The organism is Tepidicaulis marinus (assembly GCF_000739695.1).
Lineage (GTDB): Bacteria > Pseudomonadota > Alphaproteobacteria > Parvibaculales > Parvibaculaceae > Tepidicaulis > Tepidicaulis marinus.
In genome coordinates, this window is the sequence record NZ_BBIO01000014.1 from 23,558 (window position 1) to 46,859 (window position 23,302).

Annotated in this window: 25 protein-coding genes; 12 read left to right on the forward strand and 13 right to left on the reverse strand. The window is 61.1% G+C overall.

Annotated features, from left to right (window positions below):
• Window positions 1-20 precede the first annotated feature (20 nt).
• The 3 genes from spbR to M2A_RS12545 form a co-directional block, all read right to left on the reverse strand.
• Window positions 21-1,181, reverse strand: a complete 1,161-nt coding sequence (spbR, locus tag M2A_RS12535; RefSeq protein WP_045448110.1) for a SpbR family protein — start codon at window positions 1,179-1,181, stop codon at window positions 21-23.
• A 178-nt stretch (window positions 1,182-1,359) separates the two neighbouring features.
• Window positions 1,360-2,283 carry a sterol desaturase family protein gene (locus M2A_RS12540; RefSeq protein WP_244444452.1) on the reverse strand — a complete coding sequence of 308 codons (924 nt, stop codon included), beginning with the start codon at window positions 2,281-2,283 and terminating at the stop codon, window positions 1,360-1,362.
• Window positions 2,284-2,405: 122 nt separating this feature from the next.
• Complete coding sequence (locus tag M2A_RS12545) at window positions 2,406-2,750, reverse strand: TraR/DksA family transcriptional regulator (protein ID WP_045448114.1); 345 nt, start codon at window positions 2,748-2,750, stop codon at window positions 2,406-2,408.
• Between the two features lie 140 nt (window positions 2,751-2,890).
• On the opposite strand from M2A_RS12545, the gene M2A_RS12550 reads away from it, so the two are divergent.
• Window positions 2,891-4,096: a CaiB/BaiF CoA transferase family protein gene (locus tag M2A_RS12550; RefSeq protein ID WP_045448116.1), complete on the forward strand. Its 1,206-nt coding sequence runs from the start codon at window positions 2,891-2,893 to the stop codon at window positions 4,094-4,096.
• Between the two features lie 27 nt (window positions 4,097-4,123).
• On the opposite strand, the gene M2A_RS12555 is transcribed toward M2A_RS12550, so the two are convergent.
• Complete coding sequence (locus M2A_RS12555) at window positions 4,124-5,026, reverse strand: hypothetical protein (protein ID WP_052379458.1); 903 nt, start codon at window positions 5,024-5,026, stop codon at window positions 4,124-4,126.
• 156 nt (window positions 5,027-5,182) lie between these two features.
• On the opposite strand from M2A_RS12555, the gene M2A_RS12560 reads away from it, so the two are divergent.
• Window positions 5,183-6,565: a spinster family MFS transporter gene (locus M2A_RS12560; protein WP_052379459.1), complete on the forward strand. Its 1,383-nt coding sequence runs from the start codon at window positions 5,183-5,185 to the stop codon at window positions 6,563-6,565.
• A gap of 112 nt (window positions 6,566-6,677) precedes the next feature.
• Here M2A_RS12560 and M2A_RS12565 read toward each other — a convergent pair whose 3' ends face one another.
• From M2A_RS12565 to M2A_RS12575, 3 genes are all read right to left on the reverse strand, one after another.
• Window positions 6,678-7,193 (reverse strand): response regulator, encoded by a 516-nt coding sequence (locus tag M2A_RS12565; protein WP_081875611.1) that lies wholly within the window; start codon window positions 7,191-7,193, stop codon window positions 6,678-6,680.
• Between the two features lie 166 nt (window positions 7,194-7,359).
• Window positions 7,360-7,776 carry an HIT domain-containing protein gene (locus tag M2A_RS12570; protein WP_045448121.1) on the reverse strand — a complete coding sequence of 139 codons (417 nt, stop codon included), beginning with the start codon at window positions 7,774-7,776 and terminating at the stop codon, window positions 7,360-7,362.
• An 8-nt stretch (window positions 7,777-7,784) separates the two neighbouring features.
• On the reverse strand, window positions 7,785-8,954 hold the full coding sequence (locus M2A_RS12575; protein WP_045448124.1) for an acyl-CoA dehydrogenase family protein: 1,170 nt from the start codon (window positions 8,952-8,954) through the stop codon (window positions 7,785-7,787).
• A gap of 83 nt (window positions 8,955-9,037) precedes the next feature.
• Here M2A_RS12575 and M2A_RS12580 point away from each other — a divergent pair, with 83 nt between their 5' ends.
• Genes M2A_RS12580 through M2A_RS12595 form a run of 4 tightly spaced genes read left to right on the forward strand, consistent with a single transcriptional unit; the run spans window position 9,038 to window position 11,557 of the window.
• Window positions 9,038-9,496: a MaoC family dehydratase gene (locus tag M2A_RS12580; RefSeq protein ID WP_045448128.1), complete on the forward strand. Its 459-nt coding sequence runs from the start codon at window positions 9,038-9,040 to the stop codon at window positions 9,494-9,496.
• 4 nt (window positions 9,497-9,500) lie between these two features.
• On the forward strand, window positions 9,501-10,364 hold the full coding sequence (locus M2A_RS12585) for an HpcH/HpaI aldolase/citrate lyase family protein (RefSeq protein WP_045448131.1): 864 nt from the start codon (window positions 9,501-9,503) through the stop codon (window positions 10,362-10,364).
• A 19-nt stretch (window positions 10,365-10,383) separates the two neighbouring features.
• Window positions 10,384-11,211, forward strand: coding sequence for a phytanoyl-CoA dioxygenase family protein (locus M2A_RS12590; RefSeq protein WP_045448134.1), 828 nt, complete (start codon window positions 10,384-10,386; stop codon window positions 11,209-11,211).
• Window positions 11,212-11,257: 46 nt separating this feature from the next.
• Entirely contained in the window at window positions 11,258-11,557 is a 300-nt protein-coding gene (locus tag M2A_RS12595; protein WP_156101756.1) for a hypothetical protein, read from the forward strand.
• Between the two features lie 12 nt (window positions 11,558-11,569).
• On the opposite strand, the gene M2A_RS12600 is transcribed toward M2A_RS12595, so the two are convergent.
• Window positions 11,570-12,163 carry a nitroreductase family protein gene (locus tag M2A_RS12600; RefSeq protein WP_045448140.1) on the reverse strand — a complete coding sequence of 198 codons (594 nt, stop codon included), beginning with the start codon at window positions 12,161-12,163 and terminating at the stop codon, window positions 11,570-11,572.
• Window positions 12,164-12,335: 172 nt separating this feature from the next.
• Between M2A_RS12600 and M2A_RS12605 the strand changes: the two genes are divergently transcribed.
• Complete coding sequence (locus tag M2A_RS12605; RefSeq protein WP_045448143.1) at window positions 12,336-13,148, forward strand: hypothetical protein; 813 nt, start codon at window positions 12,336-12,338, stop codon at window positions 13,146-13,148.
• A gap of 43 nt (window positions 13,149-13,191) precedes the next feature.
• On the opposite strand, the gene thrS is transcribed toward M2A_RS12605, so the two are convergent.
• The 4 genes from thrS to cysS all read right to left on the reverse strand — a co-directional run bounded on the left by thrS (window position 13,192) and on the right by cysS (window position 17,928).
• Window positions 13,192-15,180: a threonine--tRNA ligase gene (gene thrS / locus M2A_RS12610; protein WP_045448146.1), complete on the reverse strand. Its 1,989-nt coding sequence runs from the start codon at window positions 15,178-15,180 to the stop codon at window positions 13,192-13,194.
• A gap of 10 nt (window positions 15,181-15,190) precedes the next feature.
• Window positions 15,191-15,571, reverse strand: a complete 381-nt coding sequence (gene yidD / locus M2A_RS12615) for a membrane protein insertion efficiency factor YidD (RefSeq protein ID WP_197052928.1) — start codon at window positions 15,569-15,571, stop codon at window positions 15,191-15,193.
• A gap of 500 nt (window positions 15,572-16,071) precedes the next feature.
• Window positions 16,072-16,512, reverse strand: coding sequence for an iron-sulfur cluster assembly scaffold protein (locus tag M2A_RS12620; RefSeq protein ID WP_045448149.1), 441 nt, complete (start codon window positions 16,510-16,512; stop codon window positions 16,072-16,074).
• An 18-nt stretch (window positions 16,513-16,530) separates the two neighbouring features.
• Window positions 16,531-17,928, reverse strand: a complete 1,398-nt coding sequence (gene cysS / locus M2A_RS12625; protein WP_045448152.1) for a cysteine--tRNA ligase — start codon at window positions 17,926-17,928, stop codon at window positions 16,531-16,533.
• A gap of 492 nt (window positions 17,929-18,420) precedes the next feature.
• Between cysS and folE the strand changes: the two genes are divergently transcribed.
• From folE to M2A_RS12640, 3 genes are all read left to right on the forward strand, one after another.
• A complete protein-coding gene (gene folE / locus M2A_RS12630; protein WP_045448321.1) occupies window positions 18,421-19,044 on the forward strand; it encodes a GTP cyclohydrolase I FolE in 624 nt (207 codons plus the stop codon).
• A gap of 25 nt (window positions 19,045-19,069) precedes the next feature.
• A complete protein-coding gene (gene hisI / locus M2A_RS12635; protein WP_045448155.1) occupies window positions 19,070-19,534 on the forward strand; it encodes a phosphoribosyl-AMP cyclohydrolase in 465 nt (154 codons plus the stop codon).
• 94 nt (window positions 19,535-19,628) lie between these two features.
• Window positions 19,629-20,693 (forward strand): patatin-like phospholipase family protein, encoded by a 1,065-nt coding sequence (locus M2A_RS12640; RefSeq protein ID WP_052379460.1) that lies wholly within the window; start codon window positions 19,629-19,631, stop codon window positions 20,691-20,693.
• Between the two features lie 2 nt (window positions 20,694-20,695).
• Here the strand turns inward: M2A_RS12640 and M2A_RS12645 are convergent, their stop codons facing one another.
• On the reverse strand, window positions 20,696-21,124 hold the full coding sequence (locus tag M2A_RS12645; protein ID WP_045448160.1) for a CBS domain-containing protein: 429 nt from the start codon (window positions 21,122-21,124) through the stop codon (window positions 20,696-20,698).
• Between the two features lie 234 nt (window positions 21,125-21,358).
• On the opposite strand from M2A_RS12645, the gene M2A_RS12650 reads away from it, so the two are divergent.
• Both M2A_RS12650 and M2A_RS12655 read left to right on the forward strand, forming a co-directional pair.
• A complete protein-coding gene (locus M2A_RS12650; RefSeq protein WP_045448163.1) occupies window positions 21,359-22,666 on the forward strand; it encodes a DUF2157 domain-containing protein in 1,308 nt (435 codons plus the stop codon).
• Entirely contained in the window at window positions 22,663-23,295 is a 633-nt protein-coding gene (locus M2A_RS12655) for a GDYXXLXY domain-containing protein (protein WP_052379461.1), read from the forward strand. Before M2A_RS12650 ends, M2A_RS12655 begins: the two co-directional genes overlap by 4 nt.
• Window positions 23,296-23,302: the final 7 nt, after the last annotated feature.

Below are 23,302 nucleotides of genomic sequence, written 5' to 3' on the forward strand. Positions count from 1 at the left end.
ACCAGCTTTTTTCCGTTGCGTCAGGCAACCTTTTCTGCGGCCCGCCCTGCGCTTTTATTCAACTGCTGTTCGTGGCGGATGAGCTTGGCGAGCCCGGCCAGCAGAAAATCGAGATCCTTCGTTTCCATGCCCTGATACTGGGTCAGCACACGCTCGACCATGCGCGCGCGGAAGGCCGGGCGCCCCAGATCGAGATGCGCTTCCATGAGCTCGTGATAGATATCGAGCGCCACGCGGAAAGCGGGATAGAAAACTTCCGGCAGGCCGGCACGCGAATAAATGGCGCGGAAGCCGAGCGGACCTTCATCATGCACAAGCCGCCAGACCTTCTGCTCCGGCAGGCCGGTGAGATAAGCAAAGGCTGCTTCCACGAAAAGCATTTCGCCAAGGCAGGCCGCGCGCAGTATCAGCGAGGGCGTCAGGCGGCCATTGCCGGCAAGCTGGCGCACGAGATGCGGCATGTCATCGGCACGCGCATCGCTATCCACCAGATTGACGGTGGCGCGCTCGCGGCTTTCATCGATGAGCCGGGCGGCAACGTCTTCGCTGATATCGTGTTGTTCGATCAGATATGTCCGCAGCCGGTCGGAGACCATGGTGATCAGGCGTTCGACCATGGTCAGCGGCAAATCGCTGCGGCGCACCAGCGGCGCGGCGATGCTTTCATCGTCACCGTAAAGATCGACCACCTTGTTCATTGTGGCATCGGCGATCTTCGCCCCGTCATTGCCGACCAGGCGCACCACGGCGCGCCGGTTATCGGTATTGACGAGCGCTTCGCTCACGGGCGCGGAAACGGTGGCGCGTCCGGCGATCGCCACCTGTTTGGCCGCCGAGCCCTTGACGATGATATCGATGAGATCGGCGTCGCTCAGAACGGGAGATTCTTCGAGAATGGGCGCGGCCACTTCGTCGATATCGCGGGCCAGAATACGCACGATGTCACGCGGCGCGCCGGGCAGCGTGCTCAGGCTTTTCGACAGGCTCTCGCGCACCAGCACGGCGGCGTCATGTACCATGAAGCCCAGAATGTCCTGCGCCAATTCGCGCTGACGGTCCGTCAGTTCCACGATCTCATATTGCCGGGCGACTTTGACCGCCACCTCGGCCCGCACCGTGTCGGAAGGTTCCGTCAAAAGCCGCTCGATATCACGTTCGCTGAGCGTCAGGGTTTCCGCCATGGTCCGTTCCTTTCGAGCTTTCGCGCGCATGCCCGCTTCCATAGGCATCTTCGGTCGGACCAAATTATCAATCAGACGTTAATAACCCGTTCGGCAGGTAGGTCGCTTTTTATAAAAGCTCTATTAAGATCGAAGGCGGATTTCCGCTTTCCCTTCAAGCTCTTACCTGCGAGCCCTCTCATTCCGTTGCGGAACGTTCCTCGGCAGGCGGGCTGCGGAAAGGGTAAACGAGCTGATCGCGGAAACGCGCCGGCATGGGCTCGTGAATGCCGATCCGCGCAGGCGGGCGGCGGCTGGGATCGTCATAGTAAGTGCCGAAAAGCTGATCCCAGAGCATCAGATTCTCGCCGTAATTGCGGTTGCCCTCTTCCAGCTTCATCGAATGGTGCCAGCGGTGCAGCTGCGGCGTATTGAAAACGAGATCGAGATAGCCGGTGCGCGTTTCGATATTGCAATGGGTCAGAATGCCGATAAAGGCTGTCGTCGCGCTGACCCAGAGGAAGACGTCGAGCGGCGCGCCCAGCACATAAAGCAGCGGCTGGCTGAGCAGAATACTCCAAAACGTATCGACGAAATGAAAGCGCCCGGTATTGATGAACCAGAGCCGCGTCACCGAATGATGCACGGCATGGAAACGCCAGAGAAACGGTATTTCATGGGCAAGCCGGTGCGCCCAATAAAGGCCGAATTCGGCCACGGCCAACCCCAGCACCGCCTGGGCCCAGAGCGGCCAGCTTTCCGGCCAGATCGCATAAGACGCTTCGCTCGGATCGACCACGGCGGCAGCGCCGACTGCAGCCGAAACCACAACCGCAACTTGCACGAGCCCCTTGTTGAGCAGCGTGTGAGAGAGATTGGCGAGCGTTTGATGATCGTTTTCCAGCCAGGTCTGCTCATGCGGCAGAAGCCGCTCGAACAGGCCCACCGTCAGCGCGAACGCCACATAAACCGCATTGAAGACGAGAACCGGATAATCCGTCTGCATGCCGAGCCCCGTCAATGTCAGCGCCGTGGCCAAAAGCCCCGGCCAGATGACATAGGAGACGGCGCGCCGCCAACCGGCCGCGCTATGTGTAGGTTGCATTTCAGACGATTTACTCACCTCGCCCTCCGTTCGAACACTTTTGGGCCACCATACCGGCAGCCGCAGGTACTTGCTGAGGGTTTTCATGATTAGCCCCTTTACCGGGCCGGTGCAATTTCCCCAAAAGCACACCTGAACACTTATTTGGCATGCGCGATACAGGTGGCCGCCGCAGGGTCGAGATCCAACCTTTTGCGGGCAATAGGCTCGCCGCACACCGCGCAATAGCCATACTCCCCCTCATCCATGCGGGAAAGGGCGGCATCGATCTTCTTCAATTGCACCTGGCGGCGGCGGGCCGTTTCCTGCGCCATGGCTTGGGCCTGCATGGCATCCATGCGCGAGAGCCGCCCGACGCTCTGCTGATCCAGCGTCACGGTTTTCACCGCCTCGCGGGAGGCGCCGGAAAGCGCATCGAGCTCGTCCTTCTGCGCCAAAAGCAGCGCTTTGTATCGGGCAAGCTCCGATTCTGTCAGATCGTCCATGCCCCGAGCCTAGCCCTCCCCCGCAAATCTGGCCACCCGGAGGCAGGCGCGCTTTGACAGACCGCCCGTTTCGTGGATGATCCGCCCATCAAAATTCAACCTAAGAAACAGCAACAATAAGCAAATACGGGGAACGTCACATGCTCGAAGGCATCCGCGTCATCGAAATGGCAACCTATATCGCAGCGCCCGGCGCCGGCGGCATTCTGGCCGACTGGGGCGCGGAGGTGATCAAGGTGGAGCCGCTGTCCGGCTGCCCCATGCGCAATTTCTTCAAATCCGTGGGCGTCGATCATCTGAAAGGCAACCCGGTCTTCGATCTCGACAATCGCGGCAAGCGCTCCGTCGCCCTCAACACGGCAACGCCGGAAGGGGTGGAAGCCATCAAACGGCTGGTGAAAGACGCCGATGTCTTTTTGACCAATGTGCGCCCCGGCGGGCTGGAGCGCGCTGGCCTTGATTACGAGAGCTTGAAAAAGGTCAACCCGAAGCTGGTTTACGCCACCGTTTCCGGCTACGGCCTTCAGGGACCCGACCGGGACCGGCCGGGCTTCGACATGGCCGCCTTCTATGCCCGCTCCGGGCTCGGCGCCATTACCACGCCCAAGGGCCAGGAACCGGCGCCGCTGCGCACCGCGGTGGGCGATCACACGACCTCCATGGCCACCACGGCGGGTATTCTGGGCGCACTTCTGGAGCGCCAGCGCACCGGCAAGGGCCGCCTCGTCGAAGCCTCGCTGCTGCGCACCGGCATTTATGCGCTGGGCTCGGACATGTCCATCCAGCTCAAATTCGGCAAGCTGGGCTCGACGAAATCGCGCCATGAAGCGATCAACCCGCTGAACAATTTCTTCAAGACCTCCGACGGTATCTGGATCGCCATCATCCCGCGCCAGGGCTCCGTCGATTGGGATGCGATCTGCAAGGCCATCGGCCAGCCCAAAATGATCGAGGACCCGCGCTTCAAAAGCTCGCGCGACCGGCGCGCCAACGGCACCGAGCTCGTGGACATTCTCGATGCGGCCTTCGCCCAGCACGATCTGGAATATTGGACGAAAGCGCTCGATGAGCAGGACATGGTTTGGGCGCCGATGATGCCGCCCGCCGATGTCGCCGCCGACCCGCAGGCGGAAGCCGCCGGGGCCTTTTTCGACGTACCGGAAAATGATGGCTCGGGCACCTTCCGCGCGCCCGCTTCGCCCATCCGCTTCGGCGGCGAGGGCGAGGACGCCCATCCGCGCGGTCCTTCGCCCGATCTCGGCCAGCACACGCTCGATGTGCTCAAGGAGTTCGGCTATTCGGAAGCGGATATCGCAGGGCTGCAGAAATCCGGCACGATTGCCTGATTTCTTATACACCCTCTGATGAGCTAATTACGCCACCGCGCCGCGCAGGGAATAGGCGTCATTCGCCGCCTTGCGCGCGCCATTGCCGCCGCTCTCCGCAAAAGGCACGTCGAGCGAGGCGAGAATATCGATCAGGACCGGCGAAAGCTGCAGCCCGCCGCTGCCGGGCACGCCGGAACCGGGAAGCCCCGCATAGCCGCCGCCAGCTTCACCCGAGGGCGCGCCATAGCTGCGCGCGCTCGGCGCAAAATCCCGCGCCACCGCATAAAAGCGCCCCGGCGCTTCATTCGCCGGAAGGCTGGGCACGGGCACATCCGTGTCGCCATGTTTCGAGACGAGGTTGGCATATACCTCTTTCAGCGAACGCAGCTCGCCGGATTTGGAATAGAAGATCGGCTTATTGGCGTTTGCGGCCTGAGGAAAATATTCCGCCGCCGCGCCATTCGGGTTCCGGTCGAGGGCCGTCAGAAAATCGATAGCTCCGCCTGTCCCCATGAAATGGGCGATATAGAGCTCGCCCTGATTGGGCTCCCGGCCGAGCGTCTTTTCCAGGGCATCCGAAATATCGCTGGTCAGCGCCCCGGCCATGAGCGAGGCCGCTTCGGCATCATGGCGCAGGGCAAGAATTGCCTCCTTCGCTTGCCCATCGGGCACAAAATACCGCCCCTTGCCGTCCTGCTGAATGGCCGCCGCTTCCTGCCCATAGCCAAGCTCGGGCCCGTGCTTCTTGACCGTGCCGAGCCAGGTCTGCTCGATGAACTGAAAGAGCCCAGCGGCGCTCGAAGTCTTTGCTTTTGCTTGTGTTTCCAGCCCCGACTCCCGGACCGCCGTCTTCAACAGATAGTCGAAATCCGTGCCGGTTTTCAGGCTCGCCTTGTGGATGGCCTGAGTGACGGGGCTCTGCGGTGATATGGCGCTGATTAGGCTCATAAGGGTCTTGCTCCAAGATCTGCCCTGTCAGGAGCAAAGCCTGTGCCAGATTCAAATATCCCCGCCGCCAAAATATCCCCGCCCGAAGACGCCATGCGACAATGCGGGCACTTATGCGTATCATTTGCCCGCGAGTCACCAAGGGAGGGGAGGCCCATGGCGGAAACCGAAATCGCCGCGGAGACGGCGATGGCCGAAGAGACGGCCAAGGCCCATGCAAAAGCAGGGCATATCGAGTATCCCAGCCAGCTTTATGCTTGGTACGCGGTGGCGGTTCTCGTCATTGCCTATACGTTTTCCTTCATCGACAGACAGATATTGAGCCTGCTCGTCGGGCCGATGAAACGGGATCTGGAAATTTCCGACTTCCAGATGAGTCTCCTTCAGGGCTTCGCCTTTGCCATTTTCTACACGCTGATGGGCCTGCCCATCGGGCGGATGGTGGACAGCCACAACCGGGTGCGGATCATCACCATCGGCATTGCCGTCTGGAGCCTGATGACAGCTTTGTGTGGGATTTCAAAGTCTTACCTACAACTCTTCATCTACCGCATGGGGGTAGGTGTCGGCGAAGCCGCGCTCTCGCCCGCCGCCTATTCCATGCTCTCGGACTATTTCAAGCCGGAGCGGATCGGCGTCGCCATCGGGGTTTACGGCACCGGCGTTTATATCGGCGCGGGGCTCGCCCTCGTCATCGGCGCGGAGGTTGTGGAAGCGGCCCGGGCCGCGGGCTCGACCACCTTGCCCGTCATCGGCACGGTCTATCCCTGGCAGATGGTGTTTTTCATTGTCGGGCTGCCCGGCCTTCTGGTGGCGCTCTGGGCCTGGACGCTGCGCGAGCCGCCGCGCCACGGGGCAACGGAAACCCCGCCCTTGCGCCAGGTTCTGGCCTATATGAAGGCGAACCGCTTCACTCTCGTCTGCCACAATATGTGCTACGCGCTTTCGGCCATGATGGGCTATGGCGTTGCCGCCTGGATACCGGAATTCATGATCCGCACCCATGGCTGGAGCGCCGGGCAGATCGGCTCGGCTTATGGCTGGATCATTGCGATTTTCGGCACGGCGGGGGTAATTGCTGGCGGCTGGCTCGGTGATTTTGCCGCCAAACGCGCCCGCAACGGGCGGATGCTGGTGCTGGCGCTGACAGGCATTTTGACCCTGCCTTTCGCCCTTGCCGCACCTTTGGTGGATAATCCCATGCTTGCCGTTTACCTGCTCATTCCGGCGACCTTCTTTGCCACCTTCACGACCGGCGGCGGGCCTTCGGCGATGCAGGAACTCATGCCCAACAAGATGCGCGGCATGGCCTCGGCGATCATGCTTTTCGTGGTCAATATCATCGGCCTCGGCCTCGGCCCGAGCGCCATTGCCTTCATGACCGACTTCATTTTGCAGGATGAATCGCAGCTTCGTTATTCGATCGCCATCGTGCCGGCAGTGCTTCTGGCGGGCTCCTCGCTCTTCGGCTTCATCGGTTTGCGGGCCTATCGGCGCAGCCGGGACTTCCGCGATCAATATGAGGCCGCGGAAGCCTGATTAACCATAAAAAACAAACATTTATGCGGGGTTCCGGAATCTGTTTCGGAGCCCCGCTTCACTTTTGAAGGCGCCCTTGAATCGAACTCTTTAGAACGGAAAAAGCCGAAGCTCAGCAAAGCCTTAGATCGGGTTTCGCAGAAGCGGCCTGACCTTGGGTCACGGTACCGCTCATTCCTGCATTGCCTTGGCCGACGGCTTCACCCTGGCGTTCGGCTTCGAGCGCCGTCATCCAGCCCGGCACGCGGCCCTGCTCGGCGGCAAGATCGATCTTGAAGAGAAGCTGGTCGGCATCGAACGCATCCGCCAGATAGTCATCCGCCCCGGCGGCCAGTGCGTCGCGGATGAGCTTTTCCGTCACCTCTTCGGCGAGCAGCACCACATGAGCGCCCTGGGAGGGATAGGCATCACGGAAAGCGTCGATCGCCTGCGCGCCCGCCCCGTCCTTCAACCAGGACTGCACGAAGAGCACATGGAAATCCTGGGTACGGGCGTGATAGCGGATATCTGCCCCGCAGCGCGCTTCCAGCACCTCAAAGCCCAGCCGGACCAAAAGGTCGGCAAACCGGCGGCGGCGCGGATCTTCGGAATCGGCAATGACGCAGCAAGGCATGGGGCAGTTCTCCATGGGGTCCCCTGCCGGGGTCCCGTTTCGACTGGCCCTGAGACTACACAGGCTTTCTAAACCAACGGTTAACCCTGATTTACAATTTATGAGCGCCAAGGTGCATTTGGGGCCTATTCAGGGGGCCATTTGGGGGCCGATCTGTGGATAACCGGGCTTTTGGGCCGCCTTACCCCACCGCAAGCCGGGCGACGGTGACATTGAGCTTACCGATCAGAAGGTCGGCTTTGCCGGGTCCATAAGGCTCCGCCTCCCCTACACCCCAGACCGGCTTCGGCCAGGCCGCGTCCCCCTCAAACCGGGCAACCACATGAACATGGAGCTGCGGCACCATGTTGCCGAGAGCGGCGACATTCATCTTCTCCGCTCCCGAGGTTTCCCGGAGCGCCCGGCTCGCAAGCTCGATCTCCTCGAAAAACCGCCATTTATGCACCGCCGGCACCTCATCGAAATCGCGCAGGCCTTCGATGCGCGGCACGAGAATGAGCCAGGGATAGCGCGCATCGTCCATCAGAAGGACGCGGCAGAGTTCCCAATCGTCGACGGTTTTCGTGTCTGCCTCCAGGCGGGGATGGAGTTCGAACATGAGGCCTCTCAATAGGACTTCGGCTGGCCGAGCACCCGCTCGGCGATGAAGGAAAGAATGAGCTCGCGGCTCACGGGCGCGATGCGGGCGATCATCACCTCGCGCATATAGCGCTCCACGTGAAACTCTTTGGCATAGCCCATGCCGCCATGGGTGAGGATGGCGCTTTCGCAGGCATGGAAGGCGGCCTCGGCAGCCAGATACTTGCCGGCATTCGCCTCCGCCCCGCACGGCTGGCCCGCGTCGTAAAGAGAAGCGGCCTTGAAGACCATGAGGTTTGCCGCTTCCAGCTCCGCCCAGCTTTTGGCGAGCGGATGCTGGATCGCCTGATTCTGGCCGATGGGCCGGCCGAAAACCACCCGCTCGCGGGCATAATCGGAGGCCTTTTTAAGAGCGATACGGCCAATACCCACCGCTTCGGCGCCGATCAGCACGCGCTCCGGGTTCAACCCGTGCAGGAGATAGTGAAAGCCCTTGCCCTCCTCACCGATGAGATTTTCCTTCGGCACTTTCAGCCCGTCGAAGAAAACCGCGTTCGTGTCCACCGCCTTGCGGCCCATCTTGGCGATCTCGCGCACTTCCGTCGCCCCGCCTCTATCGAGGTCCGTGTAAAAGAGGCTGAGGCCTTCCGTCGGTTTGGCGCAGTCTTCCTTGGGCGTCGTGCGGGCAAGAAGCAGGATCTTATTCGCGGTCTGGGCGGTCGAGGTCCACATTTTCCGGCCATGGACAAGGTAATGATCGCCCGCCTTTTCCGCGCGGGTGGAAATCGCCGTGGTGTTGAGCCCGGCATCGGGCTCCGTCACCCCGAAACAGCAGCGGTCCTCGCCCTTGATGAGCGGTACCAGCATGCGCTCTTTCTGCTCCGCCGTGCCGAAGACGACAACGGGCATCGGCCCGAAAAGGTTCATATGGATGGAGGAGGCGCCGGAAAGGCAGGCCCCGGATTCGGCAATGGTCTGGGCGATGATGGCCGCTTCCGTAACCCCGAGCCCTGCGCCGCCATATGCCTCCGGCATGGCGATGCCGAGCCAGCCGCCGCTCGCGATATCGGCGACGAAATCCTCCGGAAACTCGCCGTCCGTGTCCCGGGCCAGCCAATAAGTATCATCATATTTCGCGCAAATCCGGGCGACGGCGTCCCGCACCGCTTCTTGTTCCGGCGAGAATGTGAAGTCCATGGGGCCTCCCCTCTTTTTGCGTTATAACCTACCCAATCTCTCAAGCCGCCGATAGAGCGGCGCCGGACGACAGGGAGCCTTTCATGCCGGGTATGTATTTTGAAGAATTCGAAGAGGGCCAGATCATCGCCCATGCCATCCGCCGCACCGTCACGGAAACGGACAATGTGCTCTTTTCCACCATGACGATGAACCCGGCGGCGCTGCATCTCGATCATGACTACGCCGAAAAAGAGACGGAGTTCGGCAAGCCCCTGGTCAATTCGCTTTTCACGCTCGGCCTGATGATCGGCATTTCGGTGCATGAAACGACGCTCGGCACCACCATCGCCAATCTGGGCATGACGGACATCACCTTCCCCAAACCCGTTTTCCACGGCGACACGCTGCGCATCGAAACGAAAGTCATGGGCAAGCGCCGCTCGAAGTCGCGGCCCAAGGCGGGGATCGTGACCTTCGAGCACACCGCCTTCAACCAGCACGGCGATGAAGTGGCCAAATGCACCCGCCAGGCTTTCATGCACGCCAAGACGGAGGGCTGATCCCATGCGCTCCTTTCTCTTTGTGCCGGGCGACAGCGAAAAGAAGCAGGCCAAGGCCCAGGATAGTGGCGCGGACGCGCTGATCCTGGACATGGAAGATTCCGTCGCCCTATCAGCGAAGGCAACCGCGCGGGCCATGACCGCCGAATATGTGAAAGCCGCGCCTGCAACGGGCCCTAAACTTATCGTGCGCATGAACGCGCTCGACACGCCTTTCTGGGAAGAGGATTTGAAAGCCATCGTCCCCGCCCGGCCCTTCGCGATCATGGTGCCGAAAACGATTTCGGGCGCCTGTATCGCGAAAGTCGCCGGGGCGCTGGATAGGCTGGAACAGGAAAACGGCCTGCCGGAAGGAACCGTGAAGCTCTGCAATGTGGCGACGGAAACCGCCGCCTCTCTCTTCAACATGGGCAGTTACGCAGGCGCGAGCCCCAGGCTCTTTGCCATGACCTGGGGGGCGGAAGATCTGGCCGCCGATCTGGGCGCGCGCTCCAACAAGGATGAAAGCGGGGTCTATACCGGCCCCTATCAGCTTGCCCGCACGCTCTGCCTTCTGGGCGCCGTGGCGGCGGAGGCCATGCCCATCGATTCCATCTGCAAGGAATTTCGCGATGAAGCCGCCTTGCGGGCGGAAACCCGCGCCGGGCTGCGCGACGGCTTTACCGGCAAAATGGCGATACACCCCGCCCAGGTGCCGGTGATCAACGAGGTCTATACACCGAGCGATGACGACCTTGCCCATGCCCGCGCCATTGTGAAAGCCTTTGAGGAAGCAGGCGATGTGGGCGTGGTAAGCCTCGACGGTGTGATGCTCGACCGCCCGCATTTGAAACAGGCCGAGCGCATTCTCGCCAAAGCGGCAGAATAAAAAAGACCGGGAGGAGAAGATGGAGGAAAAGCAGAAAGAAGCGCATCTGGCGCGCTTGGCGGAAGACGGCTACACGATCGTCGAAAACGCCATTGAGCCCGATTTCATCGACGCGCTGAACGAGACCCTGCTTGGCCTTGAAAAAGAGCTCGGCATCGAGCCTGCCTATAATTCCTTCGAAGGGCACAAGACGCTGCGCATCTACAACCTGCTTGCCCGCGCGCGGCTTTTCGAGCGCGTGCCGGTGCATGAGAATGTGCTGCCGCTCATCGAAGGCGTGCTCGACAAGGGCTGCCTCATCTCCTCGCTCTCCTCCATCGCCATTCTGCCCGGTGAGCGCGCCCAGCCCATCCATTCCGACGATCAGGTGATCGGCCTCACCCGGCCGCATAAATCCGTCGTCTGCAATTCCATGTGGGCGCTCAGCGACTTTACGGAAGAGAACGGCGCAACGCGCCTCGTGCCCGGCAGTCACAAATGGGACCATTGCCCGGTTTACGGCGAGCATTACGCCTCCATTCCCGCCGAAATGCCGAAAGGCTCCGTGCTGGTCTGGGTAGGCAGCCTCTGGCATGGCGGCGGCGCGCACAAAGCTGAAGAGCGGCGCACCGGCCTTGCGATGAATTATTGCGCAGGCTTCATCCGCCAGCAGGAAAACCAGCAGCTCGGCATTCCCTTAGAGCGGGTGAAAGAGTTTTCCCCGCGCCTGCAGGAGCTTGCCGGTTTCGGCACCTATCAGGGATTGATCGGCCATATCGACAAGCAAAGCCCGCGCGAGGCGGTGCTGGGCCAGAAAGGCGGCCATAAATCGATCTGGGATCACGACAAGAAGGAACCGGTCTCCTGATCCCGTCCTTCATGCTATGCTGATCCGATCCAGGATGGGGGCGAAGATGAGCTGGAGAGATTTGACCATTAAACGCGTTGCAAGCCTTGCCTTGGCACTTGCCACGGGCATTGCAGCTTTTCTGATCTATCTGGAAAGCGCGCTGGGCGGCATTTGCATTGCCGTGCTGGCGCTGGTTCTGGCGGCGGGCGGTGTTCTCGACCGGCGCGTCTCGGGCGGCTTTGCGTCGGACGATCTTGAAGGGCGAAAGGCCGCGCTGCGCGGGGTTGCCGTGCGCCAGGGCCGCGCCATGACACGGCGCGAGGAAGGCGAGATCAGCGGCGCGCCACCTTCGGGCAATGCATAAGCGCAGGCGCCGTCAGCCTTTCCAGTAAGTGACCCGCTCTTCAAGCGGCGGGCGCACGCGCTCATCCGGCTTGGCGGTAGCGGAGCCGAGATAGATGAACCCGGCCACCCGGTCGCCTTTTCTCATGCCGAGAAGCTTATGCACCTTCTTGTCGAAGGCATACCATTCCGTCAGCCATTGGGCGGCAAGACCAAGCGCGCTCGCGGCAACCAGCATGTTCTGGCAGACGGCGCCGGCGGAAAGCCGCTGCTCCCATTTCGGAATTTTGGGATGATCTTCGGCGGTGGAGATCACCGCCACGACAACCGGCGCGCGCGTTAACCGCTCGGCTTCTAGTGCCACGCGTTTCTTATCGGCCTTGGGTTCCTGCTCCTTGAAGATACGGGCAAGCTCTTCGCCGAACGCCGCCCGCGCCTCGCCTTCGAAAACGACGAAGCGCCAGGGCCCGAGCTTGCCGTGATCGGGCACGCGCCAGCCCGCTTCCAATATCTGCTCAAGCTCGGCCTTGCTCGGCCCCGGCCCCTGCATGTCCTTTGCCGTGACCGAGCGGCGGGCAAGCAGTACATCGAGAAAACCGGGCAGCGCGGGAAGCGGCGTCGCACTCATGGGAAGTCCTTTTTGCGAATCTTTATCAAAAATAACAAAGTGCTCCTCACATAAGCCATCCGGGCCCATTGTTCAAACCGGCATCGAGCCTGCCTGCGAGCCGCACATCACATTTACGCGCGCGGGCGAGCTTTGGCTTTACCTCTGAAAATTTGCATTTCACCATATTCCGATGGGGGCGGCACACGGGATATGGGGCGGTATCGCGGGAACGGGACTGGCGCTGGTGTTCGGCGCCCTGCCCGCCCATGCCGGCGCCTGGCCGCAGGAGAAAGGCAAGACGCTCCTCATCGCCTCTTTCACGGTGGCCGAAGCCAGCCGGGCGTACGGCGCAGACGGCCGGGCGGCCCCCACCAATCCCTTCAGCAAAAAAGAATTTCAGATCTACGCCGAACATGGCTGGCGCGACACCGTCACGCTGGTCGGCAAGGCCGCCTATTCCAGCGAAATCGCGAAGAGCCCCATCGGGCGGGTCGGCTCGAACGATCTGCGCTTCATCGAAGGGGGCGTGCGCGTGGCGCTCGGAGAATGGCGGGGCACCCGCATCGCGCTTGAAACGCTGGGCACGCTCACCACCGCCACTTACGAAGGCGACACGTTTTCACCCGAAGCGGGCAATGTGGATTTCGAAAGCGCGGTCTATTTCGGCCAGACGACAACGCTTTTGGGGCGGGATGCTTTTACCGATCAGCGCGTGGCTTACCGGCTGCGCACCGGCGGCAAGCCCGATGAGATCAACGCTATCGCAACCGCAGGCATTCACATGAGCCAGGACTGGACGGTGCTACTCCAATCCTCGAACTTTCTTTCCATCGGCCCGGAAAACGCGCCGCGCGGCTCGGCCAGCGCCTATAAGGCGCATCTTTCAACCGTCATCCGTATGAGCCCCATTCTCTCGCTCGAGATCGGCGGCTATACGACCTATGCTGGCATGAACACGGTGAAAGACAGCGGCATCAAACTCGGCTTCTGGTATCACTTTTAAAGAGCCCAAAGAAAAGGCCGGGATGTCCCGGCCTTTCCCAATCTTATTCGGCGGCTTTTGCCGCGCTTCGGGCGGGCGCAAGATCCGGCGGCAGCGCCTCTTCGCGCAGCGCGGCAATCGTTTCATCGCGCCCGGCAACCGTCTGGTCCTTGGAGCCGAGACGGCGGATGGAGAAAGTCTTTTCCTCCGCCTCGCGCCGGCCGGCGACGAGAATGACCGGTACTTTGGCGACCGAGTGCTCGCGCACCTTGTAGTTGATCTTCTCGTTCCTCAGATCGAGCTCGACGCGCAGCCCCGCCGCGCGCAGTTTCTCGTAGGACTCGCGCGCATACTCGTCCGCATCCGACGTAATCGTCGTCACCACCGCCTGAACGGGCGCCAGCCAGAGCGGGAAGCGGCCTTCATAGTTCTCGATCATGATGCCGATGAAGCGCTCCAGCGTGCCGAGCACCGCGCGGTGCAGCATGACGGGCCGGTGGCGGCCGCCATCCTCACCCACATAAGAGGCATCGAGACGCTCCGGCAGCACGAAGTCGAGCTGCAGCGTGCCGCATTGCCAGGTCCGCCCGATCGCATCGCGCAGGTGGAATTCGAGCTTCGGCCCGTAAAAGGCCCCCTCGCCCGGCGCGAACTCGAACTCGAGCCCGGCGGCATTGAGCGCATCTTCAAGACCTTTCTCGGCCTTGTCCCACACGGCATCTTCACCGGCGCGCACCTCAGGCCGCGTAGCCAGTTTCACCGCAATGTCCGTAAAGCCGAGGTCGCGATAGACCTTCTGCAAAAGCTCGCAAAAGGCAACGCTTTCCGCCGTAATCTGATCTTCCCGGCAGAAAATATGCGCATCGTCCTGCGTCATCTGCCGCACGCGCATGAGGCCATGCAGCGCGCCATGCGCCTCGTTGCGGTGGCAGCAGCCGAACTCGGCCATGCGCAAGGGCAGATCGCGGTAGGACTTGATGCCCTGCTTGAAGATCTGCACATGGGCCGGGCAGTTCATCGGCTTCAGCGCCATGAATTCCGCCTCGCCGGAAAGCACCGGCGCATCTTCCTCCGTGCTCGGAATTTCATCCGGCACGACGAACATGTTTTCCCGGAATTTCGACCAGTGGCCGGACTGTTCCCAGAACTTGGAATCGAGAAGCTGCGGCGTTTTCACTTCCACATAATCGCTCTCTTCCAGCCGCCGGCGGATATATTGCTCGAGCGCCTGCCAGATGCGGTAGCCTTTCGGGTGCCAGAAAACCGAGCCCTGCGCTTCTTCCTGAAGGTGGAAAAGGTCCATCTCCCGTCCGAGCTTGCGGTGATCGCGCTTTTCCGCCTCCTCAAGCATGTGGAGATAGGCTTTCAGCTCTTTCTCATTCGTCCAGGCCGTGCCGTAGATGCGCTGAAGCTGTTCGTTCTTCGCATCCCCGCGCCAGTACGCCCCCGAGACGCGCATCAGCTTGAAAGCCTTGCCGAGCTTGCCCGTGGAGGGCAGGTGCGGCCCGCGGCACAGGTCCAGCCAGTCACCTTGGCGATAGATGCGGATGTCCTCGCCGTCCGGAATGTCGTTCACGAGCTCGACTTTGTAGGGCTCGTCGATCTTCTTGAAATAGGCGATCGCCTCATCCTTCGACCAGACCTCGCGAACAATGGGCTCGTCCCGGTCGACGATTTCCTGCATCCGCTTTTCGATCTTCTCCAGATCGTCTTCGGAAAAGCGTTCTTCGCGGTGGAAGTCGTAGAAGAAGCCGTTTTCGATCACCGGGCCGATCGTGTCATGGGTGCCAGGGAAAAGCTCCTGCACGGCCTGCGCCATGACATGAGCCGCATCGTGGCGCAGAAGCTCGAGCCCGTCCGGGCTTTCCTTCGTCACCACCTCGACCTTGGCGTCATGGGCGATTTCGGAGCAAAGATCGTCGATCTTCCCGTCGATCTTCACCGCCACGGCCTTTTTGGCGAGCGATTTGGAAATGCTTTCGGCCAGCTCGAAACCGTTCAAGGCTTTTTCATACTCGCGGACGGACCCGTCCGGCATCGTCAATTTGATCATCGTTTCTCTCTTAAACGTGCTTACCGGATGTCCGGCAGGCCGCCTCTTCATTTCCTTTATCCGCTTCCGCCAGATGCGCTTCCGAAAGCCGCCAGACACCATAGCGCCAGGGCGCATAGATGGGCTGGGGCTGAAGCGCCGCCGGCACCGGGTCGAAGCCGTGGCTGCCCCAGGGCTGGCAGCGGGCAATGCGGGCAAGCGTCAGCCAAAAGCCCCGCCAGGCCCCGTGCCGGCGCACCGCCTCCAGCCCATATTCCGAGCAGGTGGGCAAATGGCGGCAGCGCGGCCCGATCAGCGGCGAAATCCCCAGGCGGTAGACCTGGATGAAGCCGATCATCAAAAGGCTTCCCAAAAAGCCTAAAGGATTGCGCGCCACGGCTATCTCCCGCATTCCCCGCCCCTTTGAGGGCGGCTCGTTCATGACTGTGTAGCCGGTATTGAAAGGCGGCTCAACAGCGCGGATGGAAGGAAAGGAGACGGCTAAACCGTTCTCATCCTTCAATTTTCATCGATTGTGAGTTGGAAAGAAGCCGCCCGGCGCGCCCTCGCGGGGAGCGGCTGGCCCCGGGGCGCAGGCTTACGCCCGTCCGGAGCCGGGGGTAGTGAGCGTGACGGTGAGCGCGATGGCGCAAGCGCGCGCAAAAGCCCGGTGCCCGTCGGGCCCCGCCTTTGACATCTTCGCGCTGTTTCTGCCGTAACTCATTACTGCTCCATTTCGTGCGTCCCGATCATAATAACCGGAATGCTAAGCAAAGGCTAATCCGCCTTATGGACCCCGGGACAAGCCCGGGGTGACGCTTTGCGTTTGATGCACCGTCCGTCACTCACATGAGGCCGTCCCCCCGGCCCCCGTGCCGGGGTCCATGGAGCCTCGGCGAAAAACGATAATCCTCAAGCCGCCCCGGCTTTTTCCAGCGCCTGCTCCACCGCTTCGAGCGTTGCCTCGAAGGTAAGGAGGGTGGAGGCGTGGCGGGCTTTGTACTCGCGCACAGGCTCGAGGATTTCGAGGTCCTTCCACTTGCCGGTGGGCGGGGGGCCGCCCTCTTTCAGCATGGCTTTCATTTGATCGCGGAGCGCGCGCAGCTCTTCCACGTCTGCGCCGATGACGAAATGCGCCATGATCGAGGAGGAGGATTGGCCAAGGGCGCAGGCCTTCACATCATGGGCGAAGTCCACGACCTTGCCGTCCGTCACCTTCACATCAACCGTGACCTTGGAGCCGCAAAGCTTGGAGACGGCCGTCGCCGTGCCGTCCGGATTTTCCAGCCGGCCGATACGGGGAATGTCCCCAGCATATTTGAGAATGCGCGCGTTATAAATGTCGTCGAGCATATCCGTCTCCGGCGGGGTTTACGCCACCCGCCATTTTGTGCCGTCCGGCCCGTCCTCGATGGCGATGCCCATCTCGGTCAGCGCATCGCGGATCCGGTCCGCCTCGGCAAAATCTTTGGCCTTGCGGGCTTCAAGCCGGGCGGCGATGAGCCGTTCGACTTCCGCAGCTTCAATATGGGTATCCCCGCCTGCCTGTTCAAACCAGGCCGCCGGGTCCTGCTGCAGAAGGCCGATCACCTTGCCTGCCGCCAGAAGCTGGGCTTTCACCTCCGCCTTCTCCGCCTGCCCTTCGGCCTGATTGGCTTTCTTGGCGAGCGCGAAAAGCTCGGCGAGCGCTTTGGGCGTATTCAGATCATCGAGCAGCGCCTCGAGGAACGCTTCCGGCATCTCGCCGGGCGCCGCCTCAACATCCGCCAGCGTGCGCAGCGCGCCGTAAAGCCGGTCGAGCATGCGCTTGGCTTGCTTGAGCCCCTCGCCCGTCCAGTCCAAAGGCTGGCGGTAATGGCCGTTCAAAAGCGCAAGGCGGATCGCCTCGCCCGGCGCTTCTTTCAACAGGTCATGCACGAGAAGGACGTTGCCGAGCGATTTCGACATTTTTTCCTTCTCGATATTCACGAAACCATTATGCATCCAGAAACGGGCAAGCGCCTTGCCGCCATGGGCGCAGGTGCTTTGCGCCACCTCGTTTTCATGGTGGGGAAACTGCAAATCGATGCCGCCGCCATGAATATCGATGGTTTCGCCCAAATGCTTTTCGATCATGGCCGAGCATTCGATATGCCAGCCCGGCCGCCCGCGGCCCCAGGGGCTTTCCCAGCCCGGCTGCTCGGCGCTCGAAGGCTTCCAGAGCACGAAGTCGGAGGCGTTCTTCTTGTAAGGGGCAACCTCCACTCGCGCACCCGCTTCCATCTCATCCTGGTCGCGCCGCGACAGCGCGCCGTAATCGCCAAAGCTGGGCACATCGAAAAGCACATGGCCTTCGGCTTCATAAGCATGGCCGGAGGCGATGAGCCGCTCCATGAGCGAGATCATGGTTTCTGTCGTCTCGGTCGCCAGCGGCTCGATATCGGGGGGCAGCACGCCGAGCGAGCCCATATCCTCCCGGTAGATCGCGGCATATTTCTCGGTAATCGCGGAAATCGGCACGCCCTCGTCCTGGGCGGCCTTGATGATCTTGTCCTCGATATCCGTGATATTGCGCGCGTAAACGACGTGCTCCGCGCCATAAAGATGGCGCAGCAGCCGCGCCAGTAGGTCGAAAACCACCGCCGGGCGCGCATTGCCGATATGGGCGAAATTGTAAACCGTCGGCCCGCACACATACATGGTGATCCGCTCGGGATCTTGCGGCGTAAACGGTTCTTTGCGGCGTGTCAGCGTGTTGTAAAGCTTGAGGGAGGCGGTCTCAGCACTCATCGGATCTGTTCTCTCGGTCGGATCGGGCCGGGAAATATCGGCGGCCGGCGCTCCGTAAAAGAGGCCTAGGCCAGCCGGTTAAACGGAATGTGGCGGCAACGGCAACACAGATGACAGCTCATATCGTCAACCCCAAGGTGTCGGAATCCGCCGGAACCTAATGCAGAAGGCCCCTCAAAACCAGCCTAAATGGCCTAAATGCCACCTAGAAAGCACAGGAAAAGCCAATTCCGCCGGTTCAAGGCCCGCCTTGTGTCAACATTCCGTCAAGGCTTTGCGCATTTGCAAGGTCTACAAAGCTTGATAGCCTCTTTCTGCAAGGCTATATGCACACTCTAGACGGTGTCACATCATCTGCAGCATGGCATAAGACCCGTGCTTGATGGGCAAAATAGGCAGAGGAAGACCGCTGCCTGTGACTTGAACCGGCACTTTCAAACCCTCCCGTCGGGTTTTGGCCGGCGAACCCCTAAGAGATTGGTCAAAATGGATATGAATGCTGTAGTGGATAGCTTGTCTTCAACGAAAACCGATAGCGCCCGCCCTTCCCGCGAGGAAGCGGAAGCGGCCGTGCGCACCCTCATCGCCTGGGCCGGGGACAACCCGGACCGTGAAGGGCTGATCGAAACGCCGAACCGCGTCGTGCGCGCCTATGAAGAGTTCTTCGCCGGCTATGAAGAAGATCCGGACGAAGTGCTGGGCAAGACCTTCGAGGAAGTCGAAGGCTATGACGACATGGTCATGCTGCGCGACATCACGCTGGAATCGCATTGCGAGCACCATATGGTGGCCATTCTGGGCAAGGCGCATATCGCCTATGTCCCCACCAACCGGGTGGTCGGCATCTCCAAGCTGGCCCGCGTGATCGAAATCTACGCCAAGCGCCTGCAGACGCAGGAAACCATGACGGCGCAGATCGTCGACTCGATCAACCGCGTGCTGAAGCCCAAAGGCGTTGCCGTTCTCATCGAAGCCAAGCACCAGTGCATGACGACGCGCGGTATCCGCAAGCCGGACGTGGCGACCATCACCACGCAGTTTACGGGTGTCTTCCGCGACGATCTGCGCATGGAACAGCGCTTCTTGCAGATGATCCGCGGCTACCAGGAACGGTAAGCCGCCCCGCAGCAAGGCACTTGCCGTGAGCGATAAATCCGCATCCTACTTTGCCGAGCGCGGCGCAAAGGCAGAGATCGAAGAAGGCTCTGTCTTCGCGCCGAAATTCGGCGAAGACGGCCTGATCCCCGTTGTCACCACAGATGCGGCAACGGGCGATCTTCTCATGCATGCCTATATGAATGCCGAGGCCCTTGCCCTGACCATCGAGACGGGCGAGGCGGTCTATTGGAGCCGCTCGCGCGGCGGCCTTTGGAAGAAGGGCGAGACCAGCGGCCAGGTGCAGAGCGTGGTGGAAATGCGCACCGACTGCGACCAGGACGCCATTTGGCTGAAGGTCAATGTCGCCGGCAATGGCGCGACCTGCCATGTCGGTTACAAAGCCTGCTTTTACCGCTCCATTCCGGTGGGCACGGGCAAGAAACCCGCGCCGCTCGATTTTACCGAGCATGAGAAAGTCTACGACCCGAAAGACGTTTACGGGAAATAGGTCCGCCACCCCGCGCCGCCGCCCCGTCATGCCTTCCGGGCCTTGCCTTGCCCGGCCTTTGTGATGTAATGCGCAGATAAAGCGAAGGCCAATCATGCGCAAACCGGTACCCAAACAATCCGTCAAACCGAAAATCGGCCTGGCCCTCGGCTCGGGCGTGGCGCGCGGCTGGTCGCATATCGGCGTCATGCAGCGCCTTGCCGAAGAAGGCATCGAGATCGACGTGATTTCGGGCACCTCCATTGGCGCCCTGGTGGGCGGGTGTTATGCGGCAGGCAAGCTCGATGCGCTGGAAGAATTCGCCCGCTCGCTGAACGCGCGCCGGCTCTTCAATCTCATGGATATCCGCTTCAACGGCTCGGCACTTTTCGGCGGCAGCAAACTTGCCGAGCTTTTGAAAGAACATTTGCACGAGCGCCAGATCGAAGACCTGCCGCGCAAATTCGTGGCCGTTGCGACGGATATGAATAGCGGTCATGAGGTGTGGCTGAAACACGGCTCGATGATCGATGCCATCCGCGCCTCTTATGCTTTGCCCGGCGTTTTCGAACCCGTGCCCCATGAAGGGCGCTGGCTGATCGACGGCGCCCTCGTCAATCCGGTGCCGATTTCCATTTGCCGCGCCTTCGACGCGCATCTCGTCATCGCCGTCAACCTCAACCTCGATGCGTTCGGCATGACTTCGGCGCTGAATTATTACCGCCTGGAAGAAGAACTGGAAGCGGAGCGCGAGGCCAAGCGCGAGGCGAAACGGGGCATCCTCGAGACGGAGGACATGATCAGCCTCGAAAACACGGATCTGGAAATACCGATCGAAGATGACGAGACGCCGGAAAAGAGCCTGCGCAAATCCATCTCCGACCGGCTGAAACAAATGCGCGGTGGCACGGACCGCGCGCTGCTGCAGCAGCTTTTCAAACGCGACGCGCCTTCAGGGCCGGGGCTGGTTACTGTCATGACCAGCGCGCTGAACATCATTCAAGACCGCTTGGCCCGCGCGCGCATGGCCGCCGATCCGGCCGATGTCGTCATCGAGCCGGATGTGGGTCATATCAATCTCATCGATTTCGACAAGGCCGATGAACTGATCCGTCACGGCCGCGAGGCAGCCGACCGTTCCATGCCCTTCATCGAACGGGCGCTCAAACAGCTCAGCTAAGCTCAGCCGGTGGCGATATACATTTTGAGCTGCTCGGCTTCCATCTCCGTTTCCGCGATCTTGTATTTGACCACGTCACCGATGGAGATGAGGCCGATCATCTCGCCTTCTTCCACCACGGGCACGTGACGGAAGCGCCCGCCGGTCATGATGCCCATCAGATGGTCCACCGTGTCCGCGCGCGTACAGGTGATGACGTTCTGCGTCATGGTTTCGCGAACGGGCTTGTTCAGCACGGCAGCGCCGAATTTGGAAATCGCGCGCACGATGTCGCGCTCGGACAGGATGCCGCCCAGCTTTTTCCCGTCTGCAACAACCACGGCACCGATTTTCTTTTCGCTCAGAAGATCGGCAGCCTCTTTCAGCGTCGCATCGGCGGGAATGGCCACGACCTTGTGGCCCTTTTCCTTCAGGATCGTTTCAACGTTCATTCGGCTCCTCCTGTAAAGGCGCGTGCCTGCGGCATCGCCATCATCCCCCGGAGACTAAAGGCTCTCCCAAGCCCGCGAATAAAAATGATGACCCCGCCACGCCCGACATTCAAGATGCATGCGAGACGAAAACATCATTAAAACGTCAGGGACGCTGCCCTATTTGCGACACAATAATCCTGACACTGACGTCACCATTATAGTTAAAAGCGCAGGAAGCCGGGGGAAACGGGCATGGATGGTTGGCCTTTCTGGAAACGCCTGTATCAAAGGCAAATAAATCGTGATCTGGACCTATGGGTTACGAAGGGCTGGGTCACCCAGCAAAATGCCGAAGCGATCCGCCGCTCGCTGGAAAGCGAAGATGGCGGCAGCCGCCTGCCTCTCGTGCTTTCGCTTCTGGGCGCGGCCCTGCTCGGCCTTGCCGCTCTCTCTTTCGTTGCCGCCAATTGGGCGGAGATGCCGAAGCTCCTGCGCCTTCTCATTCTCTTTGTTTCGCTTGGTGCTGCGTACGGCGCGGCGATCTGGCTTTATCTGAAAAAACACACGGGCTTCGCCGAAGCCGCGCTTCTACTTGCCGCGCTCCTTTTCGGCGCGAACATCATGCTCATCGCGCAGATGTATCATCTGGCGAGCGATTATACGGGCGGGCTTTTTGCCTGGTCGCTCGGCGCGCTGGCGCTTGCCTGGGCGGCAAAATCCCGCGCCGTGCTGGCCGGCTCCTTTGTACTGCTCTTCATCTGGACGGGCACCGCCTCGCTCGATGCCGGTATCAGCCCGCACTGGACCTATATTCCCGCCTGGGCAGCGGCAACCTTGCTCGGCTTCCGCCTGCAATGGACGCCCTCCTACCATCTGTCCCTCCTCTCCTTCTTCGGCTGGCTGCTGATGGGGCTTGAAGGGTTCGGCAATTACCATTGGGACAGCGGCAATCTTCTGTTCTTCGGCCTTGCCATCGCGCTTACCGTCTGGCTGAAAGGCCGGCTCGGCGGCGCGCTCGGCCTGCGCATGGGGCGCGTTGCCGAAGCTTACGGCGCCATCGTCACCGGCATTTTGCTTTTTGCCCTGCAACTCGACGCGCTCGATTTCACGAGCGAGATGAGCTGGCGTCTGGTGCTGCTCGCCTTTGGCGCTTTCAACGTAGCGCTCCTGTTTTTCTGTGTGATGCGCCGCGCCTTCACCATGACGGGGCTTGCAGGCTTCGGCGCGCTGCTGGCGCTGACCGTCCTGCCCGCGATCCTCACAAGCGGGGAAACGAATTATCTCGATATGACGACCGGCATGGGCGGCATTCTCTATTTCGCTTTCGCCATCTGGCTCATTTTCCTCGGCACACAGTCGGCAAGCCGCTTCCTCGTCAATCTGGGCTTTACCGCCTTTGCCGCCGAGGCTTTCTATATTTATGCCGAAACGCTCGGCACTTTGCTCGACACCGCGCTCTTCTTCGCCCTGGGCGGCATCCTGCTGATCGCGGGGAGCTGGGCGCTCAACCGCTGGCGCAAAAGAATGTTGGCTGAAACCGGGAAGGGAGAGGCCCAATGAGCTTCATCGATAAGCAGATCAAAGGCCTGCAATCCCCTGCCCCCCGCGCCCGCGGCACCTTTGCGCTGGCCGTCGCCGCGATCTTCCTTGCTCAGGCGCTCTTTCTCGGCGCCATGATCTGGGACCGTATGGCGCTCCTGCGCTCCGGCACGGAAGTCACGCTCGCCATCGAGCCGGTGGACCCGCGCGATCTTTTCCGCGGTGACTATGTTGTCCTCACCTACGACATTTCGCGGCTGGAAGAATCGAAACTTGCAGGCGACAACGGCTTTGAAGAAGGCGACGAGGTCTGGGTGACGCTCGAAGAACAAGACGGCCTCTGGCAGGCCGCCGCCCTTTACCGCGCAGCACCTGACGATGGCATCTTCATCAAGGGCCGGGTGGATTATGCGATCGGCGCCCGCCCGCGCACCGTGGAAGAAGAGGAACCCTGCGAGAATTGCCGCATGCTCACGCTTTTCTACGGCATCGAAAGCTATTTCGTGCCGGAGGGCACGGGCTGGGACCTTGAAGAGCAGCGCAACGAAAACCGCCTGGCCGCACGCATTGCGCTCGGCAGTGACGGGGAAGCCGCCATCAAGGGGCTCCTCCTTGACGGCGAGCTGATTTACGAAGAACCGCTCTTCTAATTTACAC